This window comes from Brevibacillus schisleri (assembly GCF_055685845.1).
The window spans coordinates 1,992,120-2,010,237 of record NZ_JBVNDM010000001.1; the positions used below are offsets into that span (position 1 = coordinate 1,992,120).

Here is an 18,118-nt window from a genome sequence, read left to right on the forward strand (position 1 = left end):
TCCTCCAATTTTTAGGACTTACATTTCAACTTAAATGCAGCCTGTTGGTATAATTCTTCATACAGGCTATCATCCAAGATTTCGCTATTGTAGATGGCTTCCAAGCTGCGATCATCATCCCCCAGTGTCTTCATTTGGAACGAGATGAGTCGGTCTGTTTTGGCCAGTTCACGCATAACTTCCGAATCAAACTTAATTGTCTTGTCGTCCAGATCCGGATCTGCATTAGTTGTGAACAATTTCTCGGCTATTAACATAAGCCCTTCTACGGATAGTCCCATGGAGGCTGCTAGATTTTGTTTTTCCTTATCAGGAATGATTTCCAATGTGCCCCAAAGAACATTAGAAGCGTAGTACGCAACTTTATATTCATCACTGTCTATCTTGTACGCCTGGCCAAGAACATTATTGTTTTCAACCAAGGTAATAAAGGTTTCTTCTCCCTCACTAGTAATTGAATTTTGTGGGGAGAAATGTGGCTACGGTGGGAAGAAGCATGTTTCTGATCTTCGCTTCGTTCTTTTACCCACCGAACACTAGCTAACGCTTGCCTGCGATATGTCTCCCTCTTTTTTCCTGTATGGCAGGTGAATTTTGTAATCATCTAGGTGCATAACCAGATGGTTCTTTAATACCTAATCGAATGTGGCTTTTTTGGTAAATGGAGGATTTGTAGGAATAGAGAAATGCTCTTTCTAACTTATTTACATATATGGAAAATGAGTGAAATAATTAAAACGTATGAAAAATATGGCGCTTATGGGAGTGGTAGACTGTGTCGAAAAAAGGCGGTTTGTTGAAATCGGATTGGAACAAGGTATGCAAGTCTCTTTTGGCTGTGGCTTGTGCCGTTCCTTTCATGTGGGGAGGCAAGGTGGCGGCGGAGCCCGTGGTGAAATGGGAAGAAACCTACGAAAATTTGAATGGTGTCATGAAGCATGGAAAAGACGGACTCTATTTTGCGCAACTCACAGGCGATGAGATCAAGCTGGTACAGATGAACGAATCTGGTAAAGTCGTAGACCATGAGACCTTTGCAAAAAAGGAGATTGGCACACTGGCATCCTTCACGCAAAAGAAAAAGGGCGGATATGTCTTTGCCGGATGGACAGAGAGCAAAAAACTCTATCTAATGGAGGTAGACAAATCAGGCGTACTGCAATGGGAAAAAACGCTGGAGAAAGACTACTCTGACCTCGGGTACTCCGTCGATCTGGCGGAACTGCAGGATGGCAATATCGTTTTGGCAGCGGAAACAGATCTGTACGACTACTATATTCAAAACGATATCTACCTTGCAAAGCTGACGAACAATGGGGAAATACAGTGGGATAAGAAAATCGGGGATTACGATTATTATGACAAAGTAAGTAGAGTCGTACCTACCCAAGACGGAGGATTTTTGTTTTTAGGTGAACTTGGAACAGCTGAATACACGGAACTCAATTATGACAATTATACGGATATGTATGCAGTCAAATTCGATTCGTCAGGCAACCAAGAGTGGGACAAGCAATACGAGTCAAATAGAAATACGGAACCTAAAGATGCAATCGAGACCGCTGACGGCGGCTTCCTGATCGCGGCGAACAATTACACAGATTACATCGTCGAAGATGTAGACGGATATGTTGATGGGTATTACATGAAGCTGGACAAATCTGGAAAGTTGGAGTGGGAGGCGAATCTGCCCCGCGCGCTCTCGAATACAAGAATCAACGATATTCAACAGACGGAGGATGGCGGATTCATCCTTGCAGGAAGAGCGGACTACGGTATTGACTGGAGTTCTTATAGCACTATAAAACATGCGTATCTGCGCAAGATTGATCAGACTGGGCAGGTAGAGTGGGAAAACGTGATCGAAAAAGACGATCGAGCAATCGAGAGTGCCGCGGTGTTCCAAACAGAAGCAGGCGGATATGTGTCAGTAATCAAAGAAGAGAGTAAAAACCTGTGGCATATCGCAAAAGTGAGTGAACAGTAAAAATGAGAATGTCTCGCTCGGAGAGAAAGAGGCTAACGAGGTTCACCAGCTTCACGGTATGTTGATACGACTTATGGAACCCGGTCACTCCATCTTCAGCTAGATCCGTCAAGGATTCCACTAAATCGAATGATAAGGATCGATCGTTCAATCCTTGTCCGATGCCAAGATTATCGCTTACTTCCTCTACCATTTCACATGTGAGCGTCTTCCTGGGCTCCACATTTGCATCGCGACAATCAGTAGCCAATTGATCCGTATGGGGCAGCTGTAATGACATGTTAATTTTGGCAAGATGGAGTAAATCTTTCTGATTTAAAAAAATCTCATCAACTTCCTTGCTTTCACGATGAAACATGATGAGAACATAAGTCTCATCTGTTGGTAATGCGATTGGCTGTTGCTGTGAATTTCCCTGAAGAGTATACACTTGGATCTACTCCTACATACGCCACTAATTTCTTAGCGTGAGTAAACCGATCGATTTCTCCGATTTCAGATAGAATCGTTGCCGCGATTTTTTTACCGATACCGGGAATCGATTGGATAATCTCATATTCTTCAACTTCTTCAGCAAGAGCATCAATCTGGTCCTGTAAGCTGGAAAGATGCTCTTGATACTGAAGAAGAAGGCGAATATAAAGTTCAAGGCTGATTAGATGACTTTGATAGGCTGTCTTCTGAAAAGGATTACGTGTTGCTGCAGCCATGATAAGCTCGGCTTTTTCCTTGGCCCAACGCTCTGATCGGCTTGTACAAATACAAGCTACTCTCTCCATGATTGTGTTTTCTCCTGCAGCCAGGATCGACTCGGCTGTAGGGAATTCCCGTAATAAGAGTAAGGAGATTCTCGAAAATAGGTCTCCAAAGATGCCATTGTATTCAAGGAAAACTTGATCGAGGACTGCATGAAATTGCAACTTTGCTTGAACATACATATCTGTCAGGGATTCAAACTGCCTCGTTAGATGGCGAAGATTCAAGAAATGTACGCCTCTCTGTTTATAAGCCTCAAACTCCTCCTTGTAATACAGCTCGCAGAGCTGATAGGCATCTACCGCATCAGTCTTAACCTTACGTAACGAAGATGACTTTTTCGCTTGGTTTGAGATCAGCGGATTCACCACAATGAAGATAATAGAGTGTTCCTCCAGAAACTGAACAACAGCAGCCTGGTAATGCCCAGTAGACTCTAAGATGACAGTGGGTGAGTGGCCTGTCAGTGTAGTGACATCATTGATTAAGTTTAAAAGGTAATGAAGTCCTTCTTGCGTATGAAGAAATGAGAAACTCTTACCGGAAGGTTTCCCTTTATCTAAAAATACCTGCCCTTGACTTTGTCCCTTCGATACATCCAGACCGATCACTGGATTCATACATCTCTCCCTCTCTAAAGATTTATTGCCGGTAACCCCTAATGACTGCTTGCAGTTCCACAGCATCGCTAGTGATGCGAGATCGTTTGTCCCAACCAGCCTAAACATGGTTTCCACAAGTAGGGGGTGAACAGTTTTAGTGACGGGATGAGATCTCCCACGGGTTCGACCGTTCTACCCCGGCTACCGTAATGGTACGACTCCTTAAATAAAAGAGGTCAACCAGTAAAAACTGGCTGACCTCATAATACGACGGGTTCGTTAGTTCAATGACAACAGCGGCAGTCTAAGACTATATTTTTCAAGTCTGATATGCTCCCCATACAGTAGACAGGCGAAATAATAAAAAGCTTGCTATTGTTAGGGGCTGTTGACAAATTGCCGTAGAGATAGGGGTTTCTGGGAATCGTGTAGAAATCATTTCTATACGGTTCTTTTTATTTTGGAGGGCTATCTCATGATGGGAATCGATGGAGACAAACAGCACCAGTTTATGTTCTTAAATTTGGATGATCTTGTACCCGAGAATCATTTTTTACGTGTTGTTCGTAATAAGATTGATTTTTCTTTTATCTATGAGAAAGTGCAACACTTATACTCGCCTGTAGGTCGTCGCTCAGTTGATCCAGTTTTGTTAATGAAAATGATCCTTATCGGGTATCTTTATGGCATCCCTTCCGAAAGGAAGTTGGAACAAGAAATCCAAGTGAATTTGGCCTATCGATGGTTTTTAGGATTGGACTTAACTGACACTGTTCCCGATCATTCCACACTGAGCCAGAACCGCCGTCGTAGATTTAAAGAAAGTCATATTTTTCAGGAGATCTTCGATCACATCGTCTCGGAATGTATTCGAACTGGTTTAGTTACTGGGGAAATAATTGTTGTTGATTCTACTCACATCAAAGCGAATGCATCGATTAATAGGTCAGAAAAAGTTTTAGTGGAGAAAAAGCCTACTGAGTACCTTGAAGAGCTAGAAAAGGAAGCACGGAGAATTAAAAAAGACAGAGATAACGATCCCACTAGGAAAAAACGAGGAAGAAAACCTAAAACCTCTCCTCCTGAGAAGGAAGTAAAACAGAGCACAACAGACCCGGAGTCAGGTTTATTGAACCGTCCTAATAAACCCAAGGGATTTCACTATTTAGCGCATACCAGTGTGGACGTTAAGCATGGAATCATAACTGATATACACGTTACGGCTGCTAATGTGAATGACCACGAACCATTTATAAAGCGATTACAGATACAAAAAGAGAAATTTGGTTTACATATTGGCAAAGTAGGCGCAGATAAAGGGTATGATCGCTCTGGAGTACACCATGAATTAGAAAATTTAAAGATAACCGGTTATATCTCTCCGATAAAAGGTGTTATTGATCAGACCGAAAGGTCAGTACAATTTACATTTGATGAAATGAACGATGCCTATTATTGCTCGAATGGCAAGGCACTTCAATTTACTCATGTTAAGTGGCACAGTTGGAAACAAAGTTATAGCAAAATTTATGCTGCCCAAACAAAGGACTGTAAGTCCTGTGAGTTACGCCAACAATGTTTTGGACAAACCGCATCTCGCAAAACAATAGAAAGACCATTATTCCAAGAGGCTAAAGAACGCAACCAAGCAAGGAAGCAAAGCCAAGAGTACAGTGTTATCCAAAGGCAAAGAAGAATATGGTGCGAGGGTACCTTCGGTACAATGAAAAGGCAGCATAACTTAAAAGAAACATACAAAAGAGGCATTCGAAATGTATCCGAACACTGCCTCTTTTCTGCAATGGCAATTAACATTAAACGAATGATAAAAGCAAACTAATCACAGGTTACGAAACAAAACAATCCGACGACGTATAAGTGAAAAAACGGCAAAAGGGTTAGGGCATTGGGTCCCTAACCCTTTTTGTCAACAGCCCCATTGTTAGGGGAGCTTTTTCATGTCTAGAGGTAAATATAATGCTTTCGAGAAACTAGCCATTCTCGAAGAAGTATCAAATGGGGAAATTGGTTTCCTGGCAGCTGCGAAGAAATATGAGATTAACAAGACAACTTTAATGAAATGGCAACGTCGGTACAAGATGTATGGATATGAAGGGTTAGAGCGTCGTACGCATCTTCAACGCTATAGTGCTGATCTTAAGCTCCGAGCGGTAATGGATTACCTTGAGGGGGGATTGTCTCAGTACCAAATCATCGATAAATACAAGATTGCTAGCACGAGACAGCTTTTTAATTGGATCAACAAGTATAATGGTCATAGCAGCTTAAAAGCCTATAAAGGGGAAGCAAAAGCTATGACAAAGGGTCGCTCTACGACTTGGCAAGAACGGATTGAGATTGTGCAGTATTGTCTGGCACATGAACATAATTACCAAAAGACATCTGAACATTTTCAGGTCTCCTATCAGCAAGTATACCAATGGGTGAAGAAATTCGAAGATGGCGGTCAGGATACGTTAAAGGATGGCCGAGGGAGAAAGAAAACTCCGGAGGAGTTAACAGAGGCCGATCAACAGAAACTCAAGATGAAGAAGATGGAGTACGAAATTGAGCGACTTCGGGCGGAAAATGCATTCTTAAAAAAGTTAGAGGAGCTAGAAAGAAGGCGACGCTAAATCAGACACGGCAGGAAACAATTTACCTTGCCATCCAAGCGCTTCAAAAGGATGCATCAATTAGCGTTCAACTCCTATGTAAAATTGCAGGAATTGCACGCTCAAGCTATTACAAGTGGCTAAATCGCAAACCCAGTGCTCGAGAGATGGAGAATGAGAAGTTTACCCAGGTGATGATGACCATCTATGAGAAAGTGGAGCACACCTTTGGATACCGTCAATTAACCTTGCATATGCGAAAACAAACCAGAAAAACCATTAACCATAAGCGCGTAGAACGGTTAATGAAGGTAATGGGAATCCAGTCTGTTATCCGGAGAAAGAAAAAGAAGTACACAAACGCCACGCCGCAACAGGTGGCGGAAAACCTACTAAACCGTAAATTCCATGCTGATGCACCGAATGAAAAGTGGCTCACCGATGTAACGGAATTCAAGTACGGTAACGGCCAGAAAGCGTATTTAAGCGCTATTCTCGACCTTCATGATAAATCCATCGTCGCCTATGTATTAGGGCGTTCCAATAACAATCCACTTGTATTCCAGACGTTGAAACGTGCCTTGCAGGCAGCACCAGGAAGCAGCCCCATGCTTCATAGCGACCGAGGCTACCAATACACCTCCTTGGGCTTTAAGAAACTTTTGGATGACAACAACATAATCCAGAGCATGTCCCGTGTGGGACGATGTATCGATAACGGCCCAATGGAATCTTTTTGGGGGACCCTCAAATGTGAGAAGTACTATTTGCACACGTACCATACTTTTGAGGAACTTGAGAGAGATATTGAGGCCTATATCCACTTTTACAATAACGAACGATTACAAGCAAAACTAAACGGCCTCAGTCCGATGGAGTTCAGGACCAAGGCCGCCTAAATTTTATTATTTGTACTGTCTACTTGACGGGGTGCAGTTCAGTCTTGGTCCGCCGCTGCTTCTTTTAATGGATCAGTCTACAATTTATTTTTCAAAAGCTGACGATTCTTCAATTCAAAAACCACGATAAATCAACGACTCCAGTCTAATACTTTATTTTTACCGAACAATTTATATTTAACGAGTTTTGGACTGTCAACACCAAACTAAACAGATTTCTTAAGTGCTTTTTGTTTGTAAACGAGTGGACTCAGATACCCCAAAGTCGAGTGAATTCTTATTTCGTTAAACCATTTTACATATGCCCCTAATTCTTGCTTCAACTGTGTTAGAGACTCAAATCGTCGATTCTTTACAAACTCCGTTTTGATCAGCTTAAAAGTCGCTTCTGCGACAGCATTGTCGTAGGGACAGCCTTTCATGCTTAGCGAACGCTTGATTTTGAATGTACGGATGACGTCATCAATCGTGCGATTGATAAACTCACTGCCACGATCCGTGTGAAATAGCGAATTTGACGCAGGTCTCCTTTTACGCTTGCAAAAGCTTGGTAGACGAGTGCGGCATATTTAAAGGTTCCACAGCTATAACCAATAATCTCACGATTAAACAAGTCCACGAGCAGGCAGATGTAGTGCCATTTGTTTGCGACTCGGACATACGTCAAATCGCTCACAACCGCCTCTAGTGGTTCATCTTTTGTAAACTCGCGGTTCAATTCGTTCTGAATCAGTGAATCGTTACACGGCGACTTATGCGGTTTATACTGGGCAACCGTATACGCCGATACAAGACCGTTTTTCTTCATCAAACGTCCAATACGCCGTCTGGAAACGATCCATCCTTCTTTTTGTAGGGTTGCCTTGATCTTTCTGGTTCCATAAACGCGCTGATTCTCATCAAAAATACGGATGATCGCTTGCTCCATCTCATCATCGCTAGATGACTGCTGGCTACTTTCATAATAGTAGGTACTTCGATTCACCTTGAGGACGGTGCACATGCCAGACACGGAGTACTTATGTGCATTTTGCCGGATAACGGTTATTTTCGTCCGAAGATCAGCGCTGCTTGCTTTAAAATATCGTTCTCCATTTTCAATCGTTGATTTTCCTTACGCAGCTCCATAAGTTCCGTTTGTTCCTCTGTTCGGTTGTCCTTTTCTTTGAAAGAACCTGTTGTTCTACTCTGTTTGACCCAACGGTCAAACGCAGATGCACTCAGATCATATTCTCTCAAAATATCTGCACGCGGTTTGCCATTCTCGTAAAGTTGAACCATCTGCTGCTTGAACTCATCGGTGAATGACCGACGCTCATGTTTCCCCATGACATTCTCTCCGTTCCTTGTCGATTTGATTTCAATCTACTAGACCTTAAGAGAATTGTCCAATTCAGTGTAGCCGATTCATTTACTTCTGAGTTAATTGAGAGGGAGATTAAAAAAATATTAGAGGACTGCGTTAGATCTACCTAGGAAGAGGTTTTGCACAAGCAATCAACCGATATCTATGTTGGGAATATGACACTATAAAGTACGAGACTGTCTAAGTACATCGAATGTATACAAAAAGGGTACATAAATATGGGGGAAGTATGAAACTGCTGATAGAATCACCTTACGGAGTAATAGAGGACTTCCAAAAAGTGGGGAGTATAAGTGGAATTGTTGACTTTTTAAATTGTTTTGTTAATGACAATCAGAAACTTCTCTTTGCATTTTCTAGTGATTTGAACTTTATTGATGCAGAGATTCACAAAAAATTAGTTATTGACAGAACAGCCTATATTAACAATGAGTGGGTACTCTCTTGGGACCCTCCCCAAAAAAGATTGCCTACTACTTCTTGGATTTGTCCAATTGGAAAAAATGAAATAATAGAAGCGATCAAAATGAATTACCTATTTTTGTGTGTAGTTGTAGATAAACAAAGTAGATTTCAAGACTATTCATATGTATTACGTCATATTGAAGAAGATGTTAGTTTTTCTTTGTGTTTCACAGAGAAAAAACTAGGAGATTTTGAGAAAAATGTACTACCTAAGCTAAAGCAACTTAATAAAGAATACTTTTGACACTACTCCCCCAAACGAGCAATAAACTCGTCAGGGGGGGGATTTTCGTGTTTTAAGATTCAAGGGGTTTACATACTATCCTTGACGAACATTGGTGCAGGAAATAAAATGCTATTTTGTGTGAAATGAAGCATTGTAGTTCGTCATTTGACGGGAGGAGCGGGAGTCGGAGTACTCCTAAAAAAGGATGATTCGTAGTAAGCTGAAGCAGGGATTAAGCGACTTTCTGGGAATGTAAAATCTTTGGTGGTGAGTATATGGATATTCAGGCGATAAAAGATTTTGTACTGACACATAATTTGGAGGAGCGAAGTATTACTGGATTTTGGAACTATTTTAATAACTACCAAAAAGAATATAGTGAAGAATTTCAGAAAGAGTTTCCAGATTATCATGTTAACCATGTAGAGGTTTTCATTGATACGGTCTCCCTTCGAATCACCAATTGGCCAGATGATGGTTATAATCATGTAATCATTGTCGTTAGAATGCATTACAAAGATCAATATGCCGGAGTGTATAAGATGATCTTTAACTTATCCGGTGACGTAGAGGATGATCACCTATCGCTCTTTTAGGGGCTGAGATTAAGAATATCTAATTTTCCAACCACATGTGGGTTTATCACTCCATGTGGTTTTTATATTTGTACCTCACCCTTTGCCAATCCACGCGAGCAATTAACCCCCAAGTCCCCCTTCGTCAAAAGTCAGTTGTAACCACCAATTTTTTTCTACCAATAAACATATTTGAACCATAAAACAATGACAAAACTTGAATATTATAGTATTTTCTCTGTAAAAATACGCCACGCCTCTCGTATAATCTCGAGTCGCACGAAAGGAGATCGATAGATTTGCTCATAGCCATAAACCTGATCTTTCTACTTATCTTTGCCTTCATACTGGCAAAACTCCTCACCCTACTAAAACAAACACAAGATCAGGTCCATCACTTCCACCCATTCATCCCAGAAACCGGACCAGCAATCGGCACCAAACTACAATCGCTACCTTTCCGCACGCTAAACGGTCTAGAGCAACAACTAAATCACCTGCCCCGTCCACTAATCGTAAACTTCACCCATACAGGCTGCGGGCACTGTGCCAATCATGTACACGAACTATTATCCGAGGGAAGGGTACTCACAGATGCATCCGTAATCATCTCAACAGAATCCCAGCACATATCCACTTCCCAATGGCTACAAGAAAACAACATATCCGGCATCCCTGTCTTGATCGGCAACGAACCCATGCTGGAAGCATACCAGATCAACCATTTCCCCAGCGTTTTCGTAATCGATGAACAGGACGTCATTCGTGCCAAGCCGATAACCGCCGTGGAAACCAAAAAGAAGCTTCTGGCGCTAGCAGGTGAACCAGCATGATTCGCTCCTATTTTGCAAAAACGGTTCGATTGATTTGGGCACATGGCAAGCTATGGCTCATTTGTTCCATTGCTCTCAGAATCATCCTGGCATTTTCCCCGTTGGCTACGATCTGGATTATGAAAGAAATGGTGAACGAGGTTACAGCCATTGCGCTGGACCACACGGATGATTACCAGCCATTGATTTGGCTGCTTGCGGGATTGTTTTCCGTGACGTTGGTGACGAATGCGTTGGAAACGGTCTTGCGTGTTCTCAATGCCCATACGGAGCAACGACTGGAATATCATTTGGAGCATATGGTAGCAAAGAAAGCAGCATCTGTTCCGCTCTCCTATTTCGATGATCCGGAATTTTACAATCATCATCACCGCATTCGGGCAGAAGCAATGGGGGAACGGTTTCTGGACCCTCTGGAAAGGGTATTGGATCTTGGGAAAAATCTGATTACTCTGATTTCGTTTGCGGTATTTTTGTTTAGCATTCACTGGGGATTAGCTGTGATGAGCTTGCTGGCCGTGATCCCGCTGTTAATTGTCCAAATCAAATTTGGTATGTCGGAATACTATCTCGCAAGGCTACAGACGCCAGAGATTCGCGAAGCCTCCTACATCAGCTCGATCCTGAATGAGCGCGATAGCTCCAAAGAGGTCCGACTGTTTCAGCTCACGGACTTTTTGCTAGGCAGATGGTCTCGCCTGTATTTGAAAAATATGAAAGAGGTACTTCGTCTGCTCCACCGCAGGGAAAAAGCACTGATTCTCTCCGGGATTTTTACCTCCTCGATGTATATTGGCTGCTTGGGATTGGTAGTATCTTTGCTTCGTGCGAGCGCGCTGATGGTAGGGGATTTTGTAGCGATTGCACAAGCGGTACAGAATACGCAGCAGCTGCTTTCGCAAATGACCTTTAACCTCGCACATATCGTCAACAGATGCTTGTACATCGCTGATCTGTTTGACTTTCTGGAATACGAGGATAAAACGATTCCGCAGCTCACTGGCAAAGCGGAGTTTCCCGCCAAGCTGCAATCTGGTATTACGTTTGATCGGGTTTCGTTTTGCTATCCCAAAATGGAGCGTAATGTGATCCATGAAGTTTCCTTTACGATCAACCCTGGGGAGCGTATTGCGATTGTTGGCGATAATGGCTCTGGAAAAACGACGCTCGTCAAATGCCTGATGGGGCTTTATCCGATCCATTCAGGGAATATTCTGTTCGACAATCAGTCGATTCGTGAGCTCGATATTTCCGACCTGCAACGAAATATTACGGTCATTTTCCAAGACTTCATACGGTACAACTTCACTGCTGGCGAGAACATCACCATTGGGAGAGTGACGCAGGAAGTCAATCCCGCCCAGATGAGGCAAGTAGCGGTTGAAACCGGTGCAGATACCTTTATTCGTCGGCTCCCTAGTGGTTACGATACGATTTTGGGGCGGACGCTACAGGATGGCGAAGACTTGTCAGGTGGACAGTGGCAGAAGATCGCGTTGGCGCGGGCTTTATACAGAAGAGGAGAGATTTTTATTCTGGACGAGCCTACGGCGGCACTTGATCCGCAGGCAGAGCTTGAAGTATTTCAGCAGTTTGATGCCCTCACACAGAATAAGACGGCGATTTTTATTTCCCATCGGATGGCTGCGGCACGAATGGCGGATCGGATTTTTGTCATGAAGCAAGGCCAGCTGATCGAAGTCGGGCATCATGATGAGCTAATGGATGCAAACGGAGAATATTCGCGCATGTACCGCATGCAGGCGAAATGGTTTGCGTAACAAAGGAGGGGTGATATGGAGGAGCTTGGGCTGCTGTTTCGGCTGATTCTCGCGTTTTTATTTCTCAGCACGTTTATTTCAAAAATAAGCGATATGGGCACGCATTTGTCCATTGTGCGAGCCTATCAGATCATACCTTATTCGTGGTCAAAAGGCTTTACGTATCTGGATCTGGGGTTGCAAGTCACCGTAGCGGTTTCTTTGCTAATCGGTCTTTTTACAACGCTGGGACTGTCCCTGGCGATTCTGTTGCTAGGGGTGTACACGCTTGCGATCAGTATCAATCTAGCAAAAGGGAGAAAGAAGATTTCATGCGGATGCGGCGGAATGGCGGGAAACCATTTTTTATCGTGGAAGCTTGTTTTGCGTAACCTCGTATTCATCAGTCTGGCAGTCTGTGTGGGGCAATGGAGCGGGGGCTGGGCGAGTGTTGACCATTATTTGTTGTCCGGCAGTTTCGAAATCACGAACGAAGTTATGGCTATCTTCTTTTCGAGTGTATGCATCTCACTACTCATGGCTATTGGCGGAGAAATTAGTACGTTCAAACATATTTTGCGAAAAAGGCAGGGATGAACATGTCTACAGGCTGGATGATTGGGTTCGGGGTATTATGGGTGACGGTCATCGCAATTTTGGTCGTCTTGTTTCAAGTATTAAAGGTGGTCGGGACGTTCATTAATAAAATGGAGGCAGCAGAAGAGTACAGTAGAAGAAGCGACAAACATATTAATTCCTGAAATTTCAGAAAACACTTTCAATTCTCGTATAATCATTGTATTATATACCTGTAAATACAATTTATACCAAAGGGGCGATAAGAATGTTCAAGAAATTACTCCAAAAGCTCGGAGCAAGTGGATTTGCAGGATGCCAAAAAGGATGCATTAGAAATGGCCCATTGTGTGAATGCCCTTGGTAGTTTTTCAGACACATAAGTAGAGCAAGACTGTCTCGCAAGTAGAGAATTCTACTACATGAGGCAGTCTTGTTTTTTGGCTAAACCGAAAATTAACGTTCTAAATCTAAATGAAGCAGAGGAAAGGGCCTTCCCGAACCATCCAGTTCAGAACGTCCTGTTTGCACAAATCCATACCGTTTGTAGAAAGCGTGAGCCCCCTCGTTTTGCTCGTTGACATCTACTTTCAAATGAGGGCCATACTTACGCTCTGCATGTTCGAGTAATCTGCTCCCAATCCCTTTCCCGTGATATTCTGGATCAACGAACAGCATTTCGATTTTCGTTCCATCAAGCCCAATGAAGCCTACAGGCTCTTTCTTTTCGTTTATTTCCATCCATACCTCAACAGCAGATAGTGCTTCATTTTTTACCATGTTTTTATCACTCGTGCCGTAAAACCCCTTGCTTTAGCTATGGGGATATAAGGCACTTTGCTCTGCATCCCTTGTGGGGGCTAAGAGCAAACAAAAATAGTTCTTTTTTTGTTGATACTTGTTAGACATGTCTTCTCTATCTAACAGGGTGGTATAATTAACCATAGGTGATGGTTTTGACTAGATCAGTGGAAAGTAACCACAATGTCGTATTTGACTGTAAATATCACGTTGTTTTTTGTCCGAAGTATCGTAAAAAGGTTTTGATAGAGCCAGTAGAGATTCGATTAAAAGAGTTGTTTCTTGAAAAGGCAGTGGAACTACGTGTGGAAGTTGTTGAAATGGAAATCATGCCTGATCATGTTCATTTGCTCATCAAATGCGATCCGCAATTCGGAATCCACCGAGTCGTAAAACATTTGAAGGGCTATACCTCTAGAGTGTTGCGGATGGAATTTAGACATCTCAAAAGTAGACTTCCCTCGCTATGGACAAACTCCTACTTTGTAGCAACGGTTGGCACGGTGCAACTCGATGTGATTAAGAACTACATTGAGTCTCAAAAAGAAAGGAATGATTGAACTTGCATAGAGCCTACAAATTCCGTTTGTATCCAAACAAAGAACAAGCAACACTCATCAACAAGACAATTGGATGTACTCGCTTTGTATTCAATCACTTTCTTGCGAAACGAAAAGATGCTTACGAACAAGAAAACAAAACGTTGAATTACAACGACTGTTCTGCTTTGCTCACACAACTTAAAAAAGAAATCGAATGGTTGAAAGAAGTGGACTCCACTGCCCTGCAATCAACCTTAAAAGATTTGGATTCCTCCTACAAAAAGTTTTTCAAGGAGAAAAAAGGCTATCCCAAATTCAAGAGCAAGAAGAACCCAAAGCAATCCTATACATGCAAGATGAACATCAAAATAGAAGGGAATCGCATCAAACTTCCTAAGTTGGGATGGGTATCGTATGCTAAATCTAGAGAAGTTGAAGGGCGAATCCTATCAGCTACGATAAGATGCAATCCTTCAGGTAAATACTTTGTATCCGTATTGTGTGAAACGGAGTGTAAATTACTCCCACAAGTAGAACGAACAGTTGGGATTGACCTTGGAATCAAGGATTTCGCCATTCTCTCTACTGGTGAGAAGGTGGCAAATCCCAAATACTATCGCAAGGATGAAAAGCAACTGGTGAAGTGGCAACGGATTCAATCTCGTAGACAAAAAGGCAGCAACAACCGGAACAAGGCGCGTACCAAAGTAGCTCGACTTCACGAAAAAATTGCAAATACCCGTAACGATTTCCTACATAAGCTGTCAACCAAGCTGATCAACGAAAGCCAAGTAATCTGTTTGGAGGACTTGCAAGTGGAAAATATGGTCAAAAATCACAAGTTAGCCAAATCCATTGCAGATGCTTCGTGGTCGATGTTTCGTACGATGCTGGAGTATAAGGCAGAATGGTATGGAAGAAAGGTCTCCATTGTGGGAAAACAATTTCCTTCAAGCCAGCTATGCTCAACTCCAAACTGTGGATACCGCAACAAAGAAGTGAAAAGTCTCAACTTGCGCAGTTGGATATGCCCGCACTGTGGCGTACAACATGATCGTGACCAAAACGCTGCGATCAATATTGAGCAAGAAGGACTTCGATTGTTGGCGTAGTCAACTAAACTGTGGGACACACAGGGCTAGCTTGGTAATATTCACTCCGTTAGGAGTGACTACCCAAGAATCCCCCGCCTTTAGGCATGGGGAGTGTCAAAAAACGCAATATCGAGTCTGTAAAATATTTTGTGTAAACTCTCAACCTCTAAACTACAATTAGGAGTAGAAAGGTTGGGAGATTTTTATGATGTCAAAAGAGCAGATCAAGCAGTGGATCAAAGAGAAAAACATGAAGTCAGTGGACGACGTGCAGTCAGCGTTAAAGGATCTATTCGCAGACACGATCCAAGAAATGCTGGAAGCTGAAATCGAGTCCTCTCTTGGATACGCCAAGCATGACATGAAAAACAAGCGGACAACCAACAGCCGCAATGGGTATAGCAAGAAAACCGTCCGTTCTGAGTACGGGGATGTTGACATCCAAGTCCCTCGAGATCGAGAGGGTGATTTTGAGCCGAACATTGTAAAGAAACATCAATCCAATGTGACAGGGATCGAAGATCAAATTCTCGCCCTCTATGCCAAAGGCGTATCCACACGCGATATCCAAGACCATCTGCAACAGCTCTATGGCATCGAAGTCTCACCAACGCTCATATCCAATGTAACGAATAAGATTGTACCGATGATCAAAGAGTGGCAAAATCGCCCCTTACAAGCGGTTTATGCTGTTGTTTTCCTTGACGCCATTCACTTTAAGGTAAAACAGGACGGAGCTATCGTCAATAAAGCCGCCTATATGGTCATTGGTATTGACCTTGACGGTCATAAAGATGTGCTCGGGATCTGGATTGGGGAGAATGAATCAGCAAAATTCTGGCTGCATGTACTCAATGAACTGAGAAATCGTGGAGTGCAGGATATTCTCATTACGAGCGTCGATAACCTTCGAGGCTTTACAGAAGCCATTTCAGCATGTTATCCGAAGACGGAGATTCAGAAATGTGTCATCCATCAAATCCGAAACTCCATCAAGTATGTTTCCTATAAGGATCTAAAAAAGATTACGTCCGAACTGAAACCCATCTATAAGGCTCCAACGGAGCAAGCTGCATTGGAAGAACTCGAGCAATTTGAACAAGCCTGGGGCAGTAAATATCCCTTGATGGTTCGTTCCTGGCGAAATAACTGGGATGAGATTGCGACTTTCTTTAAATATCCCCCAGAGATTCGAAAGCTGATCTATACAACCAACGTCATCGAGAGTTATCATCGACAGCTCCGAAAAGTGACAAAGGGAAAAGCCATGTTTCCCACAGACGATGCCCTTCTGAAGATGCTATATCTCGTGACCATGGATGTTCTGCGAAAGTGGACGGGACGCGTCCAGAACTGGGGACAGATTCTCTTGCAGCTATCCGTTTTCTTTGAAGATCGAGTACAGCCGTACATTCGGTAACAAATGAAAGGCTTCATCCCCGAAGGGATTATCTTTCTCTCCACCAATGCGTCAAGGGTTCGCTTCGCCTTACGCCCTTGACTCTATTGGCTTCGAAAAAGAGGTCCCAATTAGGGGGATGAAACCTTTTCATATATCGGTTGATTGAGTTTACACAAAAATCTTGACAGACCCGCAATATCTCTTCTTTTGTAAAAAAATGGTGCGTACGGCAAACGGCACGATACCAAATATCTACTAATTGATCATGATAGCTGGCTTCATAAACAACAGTTTTGATATTCATCATGAAACCTCCCAATTCAAACTAACAAACAAAAAAGAGCGCTCATGAGAGCTTATTATATAGAGATGCTAAGAACTTTCCTATCATGTTCACAGCTTTTGCTCTACTTGGCAGAATTTTAAAATATTTCAGATATCCATTCACAGATTGAGCTATACTGTTTTTATGGAACAATCTTCTAATTAGTGGGGGCGGAAAAAATGAAAAAACTCGTTTCTTTGGCAGTCGTTGCAAGTATTGCGATCCCGTTACTAAGTCCAACTTTTGTCCAACATGCTGCTGCAAATGCTATTCATGACTATCGGAATGAAGTTCAGGTCAACCAGTTCCGCCCACATGGGGGAGATAAGCAGGAAGTGAATGATTTCATCGCGTCCTTGGTGAAGCAACGATCCAATCCTGCTGAGGTAGCAAAGCTGGTAGCAGATGACTCCTTAACGAACTTTGCGATGAAAAGCTATATAGAAGGATTGGCGCAATACAAAAACATTCAGGTGATCGAAGCAAAGGTAGACAAGCTGTACACCGTCACCAAAGAGGACGCCTACAATAATTATCGCGCGATTGTAAAATTCAAATACGTCGGGTATACCGCAGATAACAAGGCCATTGAAAAAACGGATTATCTCGGCTTGGCCAGACTCGGGACAGACCCGGTAAACTGGAAGGCGTGGGGAGTTATTTGGCAGGACTCTGGCATCGATGTGTCAGATGTGAAGCTGATCCAGTTGGAGAAGCCGCGCAAAGGCGAAGAAGTATGCGTGATCACGACAGATGCGGGTGTGATCAAGCTGAGACTGTTCCCGAACAAAGCTCCAAAAGCGGTGGAAAACTTTAAAACACTCGCGAAAAAAGGGCAATACAACAATATGATTTTTCACCGTGTGATCAACGACTTCATGATTCAGGCGGGAGATTTGAAAGGGCCGGATGGCAAGGAGCTGCCGAGTATTTACGGCGAGTCGTTTGAAGACGAGTTTAGCCGGGATCTGTTCAATTTCAGAGGAGCACTCAGCATGGGGAACGCTGGACCTAATACCAATAGCACGCATTTCTACATTGTACAAAGCCCGAAGGTAGATCAGGAGTACCTCGATTTGTCGGCGCTGCCGCTGAACGCAGAAGCGAAGTATAAAGAAATTGGCGGACGAGCTTACCTCGACAATCGTCACACTGTTTTTGGTCATGTATTTGCGGGGATGGAGGTCGTAGACAAGATCGCAGCCCAGAAAACAGATGAGAATGCAAAGCCCATCCAAAATCCGATCAAGGTACAAAAGATCGAATTTGTCCCGTATAGCGAATAAGTTTTGCC

The 18,118-nt window shown here is 43.0% G+C and carries 16 protein-coding genes and 3 pseudogenes; 14 read left to right on the forward strand and 5 right to left on the reverse strand.

Going from position 1 to position 18,118, the window contains the following annotated elements; all coding sequences use genetic code 11:
• Window positions 1-11: 11 nt before the first annotated feature.
• Window positions 12-422: a hypothetical protein gene (locus ACUUHJ_RS09890; RefSeq protein WP_472298818.1), complete on the reverse strand. Its 411-nt coding sequence runs from the start codon at window positions 420-422 to the stop codon at window positions 12-14.
• Window positions 423-775: 353 nt separating this feature from the next.
• Here ACUUHJ_RS09890 and ACUUHJ_RS09895 point away from each other — a divergent pair, with 353 nt between their 5' ends.
• Window positions 776-1,987, forward strand: a complete 1,212-nt coding sequence (locus tag ACUUHJ_RS09895) for a hypothetical protein (RefSeq protein ID WP_436712679.1) — start codon at window positions 776-778, stop codon at window positions 1,985-1,987.
• Here the strand turns inward: ACUUHJ_RS09895 and ACUUHJ_RS09900 are convergent.
• Window positions 1,935-2,417, reverse strand: coding sequence for a hypothetical protein (locus ACUUHJ_RS09900; protein ID WP_472298819.1), 483 nt, complete (start codon window positions 2,415-2,417; stop codon window positions 1,935-1,937). The genes ACUUHJ_RS09895 and ACUUHJ_RS09900 overlap by 53 nt on opposite strands.
• Window positions 2,365-3,363: pseudogene (locus tag ACUUHJ_RS09905) on the reverse strand (IS110 family RNA-guided transposase); the annotation flags it as partial. The pseudogene ACUUHJ_RS09905 and the gene ACUUHJ_RS09900, both read right to left, overlap by 53 nt.
• Before the next feature lie 457 nt (window positions 3,364-3,820).
• Here ACUUHJ_RS09905 and ACUUHJ_RS09910 point away from each other — a divergent pair.
• The 3 genes from ACUUHJ_RS09910 to ACUUHJ_RS09920 all read left to right on the forward strand — a co-directional run bounded on the left by ACUUHJ_RS09910 (window position 3,821) and on the right by ACUUHJ_RS09920 (window position 6,859).
• Window positions 3,821-5,185 carry an IS1182 family transposase gene (locus tag ACUUHJ_RS09910; protein ID WP_472298067.1) on the forward strand — a complete coding sequence of 455 codons (1,365 nt, stop codon included), beginning with the start codon at window positions 3,821-3,823 and terminating at the stop codon, window positions 5,183-5,185.
• A 118-nt stretch (window positions 5,186-5,303) separates the two neighbouring features.
• Window positions 5,304-5,981, forward strand: coding sequence for a helix-turn-helix domain-containing protein (locus ACUUHJ_RS09915; RefSeq protein ID WP_289673542.1), 678 nt, complete (start codon window positions 5,304-5,306; stop codon window positions 5,979-5,981).
• The gene (locus ACUUHJ_RS09920; protein ID WP_289678118.1) at window positions 5,939-6,859 is read left to right on the forward strand and encodes an IS3 family transposase; all 921 of its coding nucleotides are present in this window, start codon (window positions 5,939-5,941) and stop codon (window positions 6,857-6,859) included. The genes ACUUHJ_RS09915 and ACUUHJ_RS09920 overlap by 43 nt, the downstream gene beginning before the upstream one ends.
• 206 nt (window positions 6,860-7,065) lie before the next feature.
• Here ACUUHJ_RS09920 and ACUUHJ_RS09925 read toward each other — a convergent pair.
• Window positions 7,066-8,188 (reverse strand): annotated as a pseudogene (locus tag ACUUHJ_RS09925) (IS3 family transposase).
• Window positions 8,189-8,454: 266 nt separating this feature from the next.
• Here ACUUHJ_RS09925 and ACUUHJ_RS09930 point away from each other — a divergent pair.
• The 6 genes from ACUUHJ_RS09930 (at window position 8,455) to ACUUHJ_RS09955 (ending at window position 12,845) form a co-directional block, all read left to right on the forward strand.
• A complete protein-coding gene (locus ACUUHJ_RS09930) occupies window positions 8,455-8,934 on the forward strand; it encodes a hypothetical protein (protein ID WP_289677115.1) in 480 nt (159 codons plus the stop codon).
• A gap of 257 nt (window positions 8,935-9,191) precedes the next feature.
• Window positions 9,192-9,512, forward strand: a complete 321-nt coding sequence (locus ACUUHJ_RS09935) for a hypothetical protein (RefSeq protein ID WP_289677116.1) — start codon at window positions 9,192-9,194, stop codon at window positions 9,510-9,512.
• A gap of 278 nt (window positions 9,513-9,790) precedes the next feature.
• Window positions 9,791-10,324: a TlpA family protein disulfide reductase gene (locus ACUUHJ_RS09940; RefSeq protein ID WP_472298820.1), complete on the forward strand. Its 534-nt coding sequence runs from the start codon at window positions 9,791-9,793 to the stop codon at window positions 10,322-10,324.
• The gene (locus ACUUHJ_RS09945; RefSeq protein WP_472298821.1) at window positions 10,321-12,105 is read left to right on the forward strand and encodes an ABC transporter ATP-binding protein; all 1,785 of its coding nucleotides are present in this window, start codon (window positions 10,321-10,323) and stop codon (window positions 12,103-12,105) included. Before ACUUHJ_RS09940 ends, ACUUHJ_RS09945 begins: the two co-directional genes overlap by 4 nt.
• Before the next feature lie 15 nt (window positions 12,106-12,120).
• Entirely contained in the window at window positions 12,121-12,681 is a 561-nt protein-coding gene (locus ACUUHJ_RS09950) for a MauE/DoxX family redox-associated membrane protein (protein WP_289677121.1), read from the forward strand.
• A 2-nt stretch (window positions 12,682-12,683) separates the two neighbouring features.
• The gene (locus ACUUHJ_RS09955) at window positions 12,684-12,845 is read left to right on the forward strand and encodes a hypothetical protein (protein WP_289677122.1); all 162 of its coding nucleotides are present in this window, start codon (window positions 12,684-12,686) and stop codon (window positions 12,843-12,845) included.
• A 271-nt stretch (window positions 12,846-13,116) separates the two neighbouring features.
• On the opposite strand, the pseudogene ACUUHJ_RS09960 reads toward ACUUHJ_RS09955, so the two are convergent.
• A pseudogene (locus ACUUHJ_RS09960) lies at window positions 13,117-13,443 on the reverse strand (GNAT family N-acetyltransferase); the annotation flags it as partial.
• Window positions 13,444-13,616: 173 nt separating this feature from the next.
• Between ACUUHJ_RS09960 and tnpA the strand changes: the two are divergent.
• The 4 genes from tnpA to ACUUHJ_RS09980 all read left to right on the forward strand — a co-directional run bounded on the left by tnpA (window position 13,617) and on the right by ACUUHJ_RS09980 (window position 18,110).
• The gene (gene tnpA / locus ACUUHJ_RS09965) at window positions 13,617-14,021 is read left to right on the forward strand and encodes an IS200/IS605 family transposase (RefSeq protein WP_436406355.1); all 405 of its coding nucleotides are present in this window, start codon (window positions 13,617-13,619) and stop codon (window positions 14,019-14,021) included.
• 2 nt (window positions 14,022-14,023) lie between these two features.
• Window positions 14,024-15,115, forward strand: coding sequence for an IS200/IS605 family element RNA-guided endonuclease TnpB (tnpB, locus tag ACUUHJ_RS09970; RefSeq protein ID WP_289677124.1), 1,092 nt, complete (start codon window positions 14,024-14,026; stop codon window positions 15,113-15,115).
• A gap of 187 nt (window positions 15,116-15,302) precedes the next feature.
• Window positions 15,303-16,517, forward strand: a complete 1,215-nt coding sequence (locus ACUUHJ_RS09975) for an IS256 family transposase (RefSeq protein WP_289673754.1) — start codon at window positions 15,303-15,305, stop codon at window positions 16,515-16,517.
• Between the two features lie 486 nt (window positions 16,518-17,003).
• The gene (locus ACUUHJ_RS09980) at window positions 17,004-18,110 is read left to right on the forward strand and encodes a peptidylprolyl isomerase (RefSeq protein WP_472298822.1); all 1,107 of its coding nucleotides are present in this window, start codon (window positions 17,004-17,006) and stop codon (window positions 18,108-18,110) included.
• Window positions 18,111-18,118: the final 8 nt, after the last annotated feature.

Coding starts and splice junctions, on each gene's coding strand:
- ACUUHJ_RS09910 (WP_472298067.1), top strand. CDS start 3,821: ATGATGGGAATCGATGGAGACAAACAGCACCAGTTTATGTTCTTAAAT.
- ACUUHJ_RS09915 (WP_289673542.1), top strand. CDS start 5,304: ATGTCTAGAGGTAAATATAATGCTTTCGAGAAACTAGCCATTCTCGAA.
- ACUUHJ_RS09930 (WP_289677115.1), top strand. CDS start 8,455: ATGAAACTGCTGATAGAATCACCTTACGGAGTAATAGAGGACTTCCAA.
- ACUUHJ_RS09935 (WP_289677116.1), top strand. CDS start 9,192: ATGGATATTCAGGCGATAAAAGATTTTGTACTGACACATAATTTGGAG.
- ACUUHJ_RS09945 (WP_472298821.1), top strand. CDS start 10,321: ATGATTCGCTCCTATTTTGCAAAAACGGTTCGATTGATTTGGGCACAT.
- ACUUHJ_RS09950 (WP_289677121.1), top strand. CDS start 12,121: ATGGAGGAGCTTGGGCTGCTGTTTCGGCTGATTCTCGCGTTTTTATTT.
- ACUUHJ_RS09955 (WP_289677122.1), top strand. CDS start 12,684: ATGTCTACAGGCTGGATGATTGGGTTCGGGGTATTATGGGTGACGGTC.
- ACUUHJ_RS09975 (WP_289673754.1), top strand. CDS start 15,303: ATGATGTCAAAAGAGCAGATCAAGCAGTGGATCAAAGAGAAAAACATG.
- ACUUHJ_RS09980 (WP_472298822.1), top strand. CDS start 17,004: ATGAAAAAACTCGTTTCTTTGGCAGTCGTTGCAAGTATTGCGATCCCG.